Genomic DNA, 9,366 nt, shown 5'->3' on the forward strand with positions numbered 1-9,366 from the left:
AGGAACAACTAACGGCCTAGAAACAGGCTAATGAGCGCCTTAAAGAGGCAAGCCCACGAGCCTAAAAGGCTGAAACAGCTGCAATGCCGACTGCTATGGCTGCAAGAAACGCTGCGTAAGGCCGCCGTATTCGTCTATGCGGCGATCGCGGAAAAATGGCCACCAACGGCGCACTTGCTCGCTGTGAGCCAAGTCTATATCTATAATGGCGCGCTGTTCTTCGGTGTCGTTGGCCCGGAAAAGCAGTTCGCCTTGCGGACCAGATACGAACGAACTGCCCCAAAAGTTGATGCCTGGCGTTTGTTGCGAAGGGTCTGGCTCGAAACCAACGCGGTTAACTGCCACCACAGGCAGGCCGTTGGCCACGGCGTGTGCGCGCTGTATGGTTGTCCAAGCATCGCGTTGGCGTTGCTGTTCGGCCTCATCGTCGCTGGCTGCATAGCCAATGGCGGTGGGATAGATAAGCAAGTCGGCTCCGCGCATGGCCATCAGTCGGGCTGCTTCTGGATACCATTGGTCCCAACAAACCAGCACGCCCAATCGTCCAACGCTTGTGTTGATGGGCTCAAAGCCCAAGTCGCCCGGCGTAAAGTAAAACTTCTCGTAGTAAGCAGGGTCGTCGGGGATGTGCATCTTACGATAAATGCCTGCCACATTGCCGTCTTTTTCCATCACCACTGCCGTGTTATGGTAAAGCCCTGGTGCTCTTTTCTCGAACAGCGAGGTAACAATCACCACGCCATGTTCCTTGGCCAATTGGCCAAAGAATTGTGTTGACGGACCAGGAATGGGTTCGGCAAGGTCGAAAACGTCTACTTGTTCTTCTTGGCAGAAGTACAACGAATTGTGTAGTTCTTGCAGAACGATGAGTTGTGCGCCCTCCTTGGCCAGCTGAGCAATGCCGTTGGCCAGTCGGTTCATGTTGTCTTGTGTGTCGGCAGTGTTGTGTTGTTGTATTATTCCTGTTCTAAGCATTTTTTTCTTTGTCGTGGTTTTATGGGTTATTGGCAATCACGCCTTGTGGGAATTGCATGGTAAGACAATGCAGCGAACCATGTTGTTTGATAACGGTGCGTGCGTCTATGCCTATGATTTCGCGGTAAGGATAGGCTTGGGCGATGGTTTGCAGCGCCTGTTTATCCTTTGCGGGTTGTGCATAGGTGGGGCAAATAACGGCTCCGTTGATGATGAGGAAGTTGGCATAGGTGGCAGGCAGACGTTCGCCCTCGTCGTAAATGGCATCGGGCATGGGCAGACGCAGCAGTCGATAAGGCATGCCTGTTGATGTGCGGAGGCTCATTAGTTGGTGTTCTAAGGCCAAGAAATCCTCGAATTGCTCGTCGTGACTGTCGTCGCATCCCACATACAGCAGTGTATTTTCGGGTGCTGTGCGCACAATAGTGTCGATATGTCCGTCTGTATCGTCGCCAACAAGGTTTCCGTGGTCTAGCCACACCACCTGTTCGGCCCTCAACGTGTCTTTCAGTCGTTGTTCAATGTCGTCTTTTGTCATAGGTTGGTTGCGATGCGGAGCTAGTAGGCATTGCGATGTTGTGAATACCGTCCCCTTTCCGTCGCTTTCTATGGCACCGCCTTCAAGAACAAAGTCGTTGTGGCTTTCAAGCGTTCCGTTAAGCATACCCTCGTGGTATAGGCTTTGGGTAATGGCGTTGTCTTTGTCGGCAGCAAACTTCTCGCCCCATCCATTAAACTTAAAGTCCAGCAGCGTGTTTTGTATTTTAAAGCCATTGTTGGTGTTGTTGCCCGTAAGCGTTATGGCGGCATGGTCTCTGGCCCATGTGTCATTGGTTTCGCATTGGTGAAACAGTATGTTGCGCAGGCGTTCAAGGCCTAAGTTTCGCATAAGCGTTGCCTTCACCTCATCGGTATCGGGGGCCACGATAAGCACCTTTTCGTGTTTGGCAATGGCTCGTGTAAGCTCCACAAACACCTTGGTTATGTCGGGCAAAATGGGTGCCCAGTCGGTTTTTGCGTGCGGCCACGTAAGCTGCACGCCGCTTTGCTCGTGCCACTCGGCAGGTAAGTAAAGCTTTATGTCGATGTTGTTGGATGTTGCCATATTTATCTTTCTCCTTCGTTTTCATTGCAAAGATAGCGTAAAAAGCCAACAAACGACACGTTTGTGAACTTTTCTTTGTATTTTTGTAGGCAATTCATTACTTTATTGAACTTAAAGAACACCTGGCGCGAACCGTGCCTTGGCCATACTGGCGCATAACCTAGTGTAGATATGCGCGCTTTGCCTAACCTTCGCACCATAACACATTATAAATATAGTATGACGGTAGAAATGAAAGACGCCAGTCTTGCGTTAGAGAGTAAAAGCCTGTTCCACAACCTTTCGTTTGTGGTTAGTGGGGGCGAGATGCTTTGCGTGATGGGCGAGTCGGGATGCGGAAAAACAACGCTGTTGCGATGTATATTGGGCTTACAGCCCCTTGACGAGGGTTCGGTTAGCATTGGCGGAACAGAACTAACGCCGCTCTCTGCCGAGTATATGCGCAGTATGATGGCCTATGTTCCACAAGAAGTGAACCTGCCTTGCAACACCGTGGCCGAGCTTGTGGCTTTGCCCTACCAACTACGGGTAAATCGCGACAAACGATTTTCTAAGGAGGCGCTGATGGACCAATGGGTTCGACTGCGATTGGACGAAACATTATACAATAAGCGGTTGGCCGAAGTGAGCGGAGGCGAACGACAACGCATTATGCTCTCGATGGCCGGACTGTTGGATAAGAAGGTGTTGCTGGTAGACGAACCAACATCGGCCTTAGACGTAGACAGCGCACTGCTTGTTGCCGGATATCTGCAAAGCTTGGCCAAACGTGGGGCGGCTATCATCGCTGTGAGCCACGATAGGGCTTTTGCTGGGCAATGCGATAAGACCTTGATGCTTAAACTAAACAATCAGTAACCCCAAACACGGCTTTATAAAATGAATATATCCATCATCGGAATGCTCTTGACATTGCTCTTGGTGCTTGTTCCGCTTTATTTCTTCCATTATTTCAAAGTTCCTCTTATTCGCTCTACTATCATCTCTACGGTGCGTATGGTGGTACAGATGTCGCTTATCGGACTTTACTTAGAGTTCCTTTTCAGTTACAACAGTTGGTTGGTCAATGTGCTTTGGTTTGTGCTGATGGTGCTGGTGGCCTCGATAACGGCAGTAAACCGAACCCGTATGCGCATGCGGCTGATGCTTATGCCCATTGCCGTAGGTCTGGGCGTGGGGGCTTTCGTGGTGTGCATGTATGCCCTTTTCGTGGTGTTGCGCTTGTATAACCCCTTCGATGCGCGTTATTTTATACCCGTTGTGGGCATACTGCTAGGCAATATGCTTGGGGTGAACGTGCTTTCGTTGAGTACTTATTATCATGGTTTGCAGCGCGAACGGCAGTTGTATTTCTATCTTTTGGGCAATGGCGCAACGCGTTTAGAGGCTCTGACGCCCTTTATTAGGCAGGCCATAGAGAAATCTTTCATGCCTTGTGTTGCCAATATGGCAGTAATGGGGCTGGTTAGTTTCCCAGGAACGATGATTGGCCAGATACTTGGTGGTTCGGCGCCCGATACGGCTGTGCGTTATCAGATACTTATTTCGTGTATCACTTTCTGTGCACCCATGCTCTCGCTCATGGTTACGCTTTATATTGCCCATCGTTTCTCGTTCGACAAACACGGCCGTCTTCTTGATGTTTTGAAGGCTGACTAATTGGCAGCTGCCAGGTGGTTGACCTAGGTCAACCGCATTGATGTGTGTCAAAGAAACGGCCTTAAAACGCCATTTTTCCATCAAATTGTTTGCGCACACAGTTTTAGGTCTTAACTTTGCATCACGTTTAGCGAACATCGCTTAAAGTCTTTAAAAAGACATATTCAGGATAACACCGATGTGAAGAGGCATCGAACAAAACATTAGGATAATTAAATTAGAAAGGAATAAAGTTATGAGAAAGATGGTTAAGAAAATTGTAACGAGCGATAAGTTTAACAAATACTGTGTAAACGTGCTCAAAATGTACAATTACGGCCGTGTAAACGTTCCCGTATAAAAAGAAAATTCATAGGTTTAAATATTAACGAAAGTGGTCGTTGCTACGTCGAAAGGCGTGCAACGGCCACTTTTTTTGTTCTTGATGGTGCTACTTAGAGGCCTGTTTTTCCCATATTATCTAGGCGTATAAGCGGGCATTTTTCGCTAGGATGGAGTGAAAATTAGAGTGAATTTGTAAAATAAAAAATAATAATTTAAGATTTTAAGTTCTTGAGTTGATGCGTTTGTGAGTTTGTGGGTTTGTGAATTTTCCAGTTTGTAAGTTGATGTGTTCGGGATTTATTGGGCTTTTGTGAGTTTATAAGTCAGTGAGTTGATTTGTCCTGCACTTCGTATATGAGAGGAGTGTTTATCTAGGTTTACAGCACAAAGACAATATACCCCTCTCGATTTATAGAGATTTTAAAAGTCTAGATGACTTCGGTGTCTTCTATATCACCAACGTGCGCTTACTAACTTATGTGCCCCTTTATTCAGACTTAAATCGACGGAGGAGTAGGGTGTTGGCGTTGGGCGAATAGAACGTCCACGCTGGGGTTACAAGGCGTGTGCCATTGGAAGAGGGGCTGAACCATTGGGGAAAAATCTCTATTTCTTGTGCAGGCATGAAACTTTGAGCCAACAATACCACGCGTTCTCCTTTCTCGTTCTCGGCCACATCAACCACAATCTCGGCGTGTCCAGGAAAACCGCCCTTGATAATCACGTCGCCAGCCTGAATGTCTGCTGCCCAACAGCGGCCAATGGGTTTGAGTTCTTGGCTTAACGAGGCCGTACCTGCATACTGAAACACGAGGTTGAGGTACTTTCTAAACGATTGGTAGCCATAGTTGGCCTTCTGTGTTTTTACCCAAGCTTTGTTGTTGCGTATGCGATAACCTTGCGCCCACTTGGCATATTCGGCCTTAAAGCCGTTGGTAAAGTTGAAGTTTATTTTGGCGTATTGCCGCGTTTTCCATAGATACGAGGCTCTAAGAAAGATGATGGCGTCGGCACATTGCTCGTTAGCGTTTTTGCCAAAGTCCATATCTACAACTACTCCTGCGTATTTTCGTTCTTTTACCTGTCTGTTATAGTAGTGCAAATCGCTCCCCGCGGGCTTTAAAGGCAGGTTTCTAAGGAAGTGCGCAAAGCTACCTTCGGCCACGTTCACGCGCTTATAGCCTTGTGGAACAGGCATGCGTGTGGCCAAGTTGTTGGCAACAGGCTGTTTCTCTTCTTCGGTTTTAGCCTGCATGTGCTTGCTGTTGGTTTGCGCGTTACAAGCAGTCAGTGCGGTTAAGGCTGCGATTATCAGCAGCGTTAGGGTTCTAGTATGTTGCATAATGCAGAGTTCTTGGTGATGAGCAGGCGAATGGCATGCCTGATATTGTTTGACATAACGCATGCATCGCGTTTTTATTGTTCGGGTTTGGGGTGCTTTGGGTGTTCATGCTTCTTTTGAATAAGGCAGGGAAAAGAAAGGAATGAAGCCACTTGAGGGTAGGAAGGTTTGTGTGTGGAGTGGGGGCTAAACACCGCACACAAGCTATTTGTGCAAGCAAAAGTGTGTAATGACCTATTTTTAAAGGCCAATGTTTCCCAACAGCTTTTGCAGCAGGTTTCCGCCTGTTCGTACGATATGGAAGTCCACTGCTTGGTTTTCAATTGCTTTAATCTCTTTCGTGTTGAAGCGACAAAGTGCCTTTTGGCGTTCCAGAGTGTCGCGTGCGGCCGACAAGTCTAATATCTGTCCTTTCAATGATGCATTGGGTGCTTGCAGATGGATGGGCAAGCTGTGGGCTTGAAGCATCCGCTTGTCTTCAAATTTCAGCAGAAGGGTTAGGTCTGTGCTGTCTTTCGAACCTTGCAGTTCAGCATGATTCACGATAGCGATGCCCGTGTACACTTGTCTATAAGGCAGGAAATAGGCCACGGTAAAAAGGCAAAGCAGCACCAAGGCAATGGTGGCGATGCCATAACGAACAAGCGAAGAGGGTATCTGGCCTACGATGCTGCGCACCTTTTCACTGCGAAGCTCAAAGCTTCGTTCTTGTTTTTTCTCATCTTCCATATCAGTTTCCCAGTTCTAGTTGGTTCTTTACAAGTGCAAAATATTTGCCGCGCTTGGCGGTAAGTTCTTCATGTGTGCCCACTTCCACAATCTTTCCTGCGTCCAACACCACGATTTGGTCGGCATCTCGCACGGTAGACAGTCGGTGGGCCACCACAACGACGGTCTTGCCCTTGTAAAACTCGGCAAGGTTTTCGGTAATGGCACGTTCGTTGTTGGCGTCGAGCGCATTGGTGGCTTCATCGAGAAACACGAACATGGGATTTTTGTACACCACTCGGGCAATGAGTATGCGTTGGCGTTGTCCTTGGCTGATGCCTTGCCCGTCTTGTCCAATCATGGTGTTGTAACCCAGTGGCAGTGCCTCTATGTAATCGGCGATGTTGGCCACGCGTGCGGCTTGGCGTATGCGTTCAATGTCGGGTTCGTCGTCGCTGATGGCGATATTCCTCGCAATGGTGTCTGAAAATAGGTAGCCTTCTTGCATCACTGCGCCGCATTGACTGCGCCACCAGCCCAGGTTAAACTCGCTTAACAGCGTGTCGCCCACCCGAATGCTGCCAGACAAGGGTTCGTAAAAGCCTAGGAGCAGCTTAACCAGCGTGGTTTTGCCGCTGCCGCTCGCTCCCACAATGGCCGTCACTTTGCCGTTAGGAATGGAGAGATTGATGTCGGCCAATATGTCGCGCGGGCTGTATAGGTCGTATTTAAAATAGAGGGCATCTATCATAATCGAGTGGGCGGCGGGTGTTTCGGCAGCGTAGTCGCTATTTGTGCGTGTGGCGTTCTCTTCATTGGCCTCTGTGTGTATCTCGTTCATGCGGTCTAGGCTGATGCTTACGTCTTGCCACGAGTAGATAAGCCGTATGAGTTGCTCCACAGGGCTGTTCAATTGCCCGATGATGTATTGCACGGCGAGCATCATGCCCAGCGTCATGTGTCCTTGAATAACAGCTGTAGCGGCTAGCACAGTTATGAGAATGTTCTTTACTTCGTTGATGGTGATGCTGCCAGCCTGCTGTACTTGTTGCAGGTTAAGCGATTGCAGGTTAACCTTGAAGAGGTCGGCTTGCACGTCTTCCCACTCCCATCGCTTCCGTTGTTCGCATCCTTGCAGCTTAATTTCTTTCATACCGTTAATGAGCTGATAGGTTACGTTGCGGTTGCGCCCTGCTTGTTCGAAGTATTTGTAATCTAGTTGTCTGCGCTTCTTAAGAAAGAGTATGATCCATGCTGCGTAAACCAATGTGCCTAGGAGGAAAACGAGGAAGATGCCTAAATTATAAACGGCCAACACCACACCGAAGACAAGGAAAGTGAAGAAAGAGAAGATCAGGTTGAGGCTGCTTGACGTGAGAAACTGCTCCACGCGGCGATGGTCTTCAATGCGTTGCAGTAAGTCGCCCATCAGCTTAGTGTCGAAAAACTTCATCGGCAGTTTCATCAGCTTAATGAAGAAGTCGGAGATGAGCGAGATGTTGATGCGCGTGGATATGTGCAGAATTATTTTCGAGCGGATAAAATCGATGGCAGTGCGACTGAACAACAGCATCATTTCTGCCAACAACACGAGCCAAACAAAGCCGATGTCTTTTCCACCGATACCCGTATCGACGATGGCTTGGGTGAGAAAGGGGAACACTAGCTGCAACAGCGAACCCAAGAGCAGGCCTAATATTAGCTGGGTGAAGAACCGCTTGTACTTCCTTAGATAGCTCCAAAGAAACTTGGCGCGGTTTTTTGTTGGCACGCTTTCGGTTTCTTTCTGCGAATAAAACAGTTCTGTGGGTTCGAAAAGCAGTGCGATGCCTTTCTCTTCATCGTTAGTTTTGGTGCTGGTCCAATGTTCGCAAAACTCCTCTTTCGAATAAGTGAGCAGTCCTTTGGCTGGGTCGGCCACGTATATGGTGAACTTTTCCCTGCCACGCTTCCTTATCTTATACACCACCACAAAATGGTTTTGGTTCCAATGGACAATGCAAGGCAGCGGCACTTCGTTTACCAACGTGTCGAAACCAAGCCGTCCGCCCACGGTTTTAAGACCAATCGTCTCGGCAGCCTTGCTGATACCGAGCAGCGAAACCCCGTCTTTGCCCAAGGAGCAAAGGTGACGTAACATGTCGCGGTCTATTTTTCGCCCGTAATGGGCAGAGATCATCGCTAGGCAGGATGGGCCGCAATCCATTGCGTCGCGCTGAAAGAGGGCAATCATTCAAGTTAGTCTACTATAACAAAAGGCCCAGTAGAACCCGTTTCTTTTCTTTTGTGTTATCATTGTACAGACAATAATGGTGATCTTGTGCTTCAAAAAGTATTCTTCGACATCCGCCTCCACAGATAGGAATTAAAAAACAATGGCGACAAATTTGATCCGCTAGTTTACTTTTCATCCATTTGGATTCTCCTGAATTCCATTGTATACTTCCGTCTGGTTTCAGTTCTCCTAGTTTTCTGTCCTCCGTAAAATCCCTAGCATTGCATTTGAAGATGCTGCCGTCGTAATTAATAAGGCACTCGTTCTTCTTATCAGCATAGCAAGAGTTCACAAACGCCATTTGGAGATCTTTGGGAAGACTTCTCATTCCTAACTCAACAATTCCTTTTCTTATCCGTTTTAGCTCCTTTTCAATTTTTCTCTTTTCATATGGGGTGCGTTTTATATCACCATCTTGCCAAACCTGATTAAGTGCAATTGTGATTTTATCTTTGTTAGTAAATGTTGCCAACCTTTCTAATGCGGAATAAATCCCCCACAAGTTATCTTTGGTGTAATTAAATCTTGCTATAACTTCTATTTCATTATTTATGGCGAGTTGTATATTGGAAAGAATTTTATCGAATGAGCCGCCTAATTGGCTAAATCTTGTTTTATCGTGATTTTCTTTGTTGCCATCAAGAGTTATTTGTAGACTTGCAATACCAAGAGTGCTCATGTCAGCGATTATTTCTTTCGACAAGAGAAAACCATTGGTCGTAAAATGGATGTTTGCTTTTATGTTTTCCTTATTCTCATTTAGCTCAAGAATAAGAGGTTTGGCTATTTTTCTGTAATATAGCAGCGGTTCTCCGCCAAAGAAAGACAATGTGAATTTCTTAAGTGATTGTTCTTGACAGATAAGTTTAATGTGCCTTTTTATAGCTTCTAGAATTGTTGCGGACATGACAGACCCTCTATGTTTGTTTTCAAAGCAGTACCAGCAATTAAAATTACAGTCCAAGGTGGGATTTATAA

8 protein-coding genes are annotated in these 9,366 nt (G+C 47.2%); 2 read left to right on the top strand and 6 right to left on the bottom strand.

From position 1 onward, the window contains the following. Positions 1–93 precede the first annotated feature (93 nt). Both BN93_RS14050 and BN93_RS14055 read right to left on the bottom strand, forming a co-directional pair. Positions 94–975: a carbon-nitrogen hydrolase gene (locus BN93_RS14050; RefSeq protein ID WP_019188955.1), complete on the bottom strand. Its 882-nt coding sequence runs from the start codon at positions 973–975 to the stop codon at positions 94–96. 19 nt (positions 976–994) lie between these two features. Continuing rightward, on the bottom strand, positions 995–2,080 hold the full coding sequence (locus tag BN93_RS14055; RefSeq protein WP_019188956.1) for an agmatine deiminase family protein: 1,086 nt from the start codon (positions 2,078–2,080) through the stop codon (positions 995–997). A 171-nt stretch (positions 2,081–2,251) separates the two neighbouring features. Between BN93_RS14055 and BN93_RS14065 the strand changes: the two genes are divergently transcribed. Both BN93_RS14065 and BN93_RS14070 read left to right on the top strand, forming a co-directional pair. Next, positions 2,252–2,938 (top strand): ABC transporter ATP-binding protein, encoded by a 687-nt coding sequence (locus tag BN93_RS14065; RefSeq protein WP_232211198.1) that lies wholly within the window; start codon positions 2,252–2,254, stop codon positions 2,936–2,938. A 21-nt stretch (positions 2,939–2,959) separates the two neighbouring features. Continuing rightward, complete coding sequence (locus BN93_RS14070; RefSeq protein ID WP_044260938.1) at positions 2,960–3,739, top strand: ABC transporter permease; 780 nt, start codon at positions 2,960–2,962, stop codon at positions 3,737–3,739. 811 nt (positions 3,740–4,550) lie between these two features. Here the strand turns inward: BN93_RS14070 and BN93_RS14075 are convergent. The 4 genes from BN93_RS14075 to BN93_RS14090 all read right to left on the bottom strand — a co-directional run. Further along, positions 4,551–5,405, bottom strand: a complete 855-nt coding sequence (locus BN93_RS14075; protein WP_019188960.1) for a DUF4846 domain-containing protein — start codon at positions 5,403–5,405, stop codon at positions 4,551–4,553. Positions 5,406–5,645: 240 nt separating this feature from the next. Further along, complete coding sequence (locus BN93_RS14080) at positions 5,646–6,134, bottom strand: hypothetical protein (protein WP_019188961.1); 489 nt, start codon at positions 6,132–6,134, stop codon at positions 5,646–5,648. A 1-nt stretch (position 6,135) separates the two neighbouring features. Further along, positions 6,136–8,346, bottom strand: coding sequence for a peptidase domain-containing ABC transporter (locus tag BN93_RS14085; RefSeq protein WP_044260939.1), 2,211 nt, complete (start codon positions 8,344–8,346; stop codon positions 6,136–6,138). 13 nt (positions 8,347–8,359) lie between these two features. Then, a partial coding sequence (locus tag BN93_RS14090; RefSeq protein WP_157462890.1) for a radical SAM/SPASM domain-containing protein occupies positions 8,360–9,366 on the bottom strand: 1,007 nt, incomplete at its 5' end.

The sequence above is a fragment of the Prevotella conceptionensis 9403948 genome (assembly GCF_000312305.1).
Lineage (GTDB): Bacteria > Bacteroidota > Bacteroidia > Bacteroidales > Bacteroidaceae > Prevotella > Prevotella conceptionensis.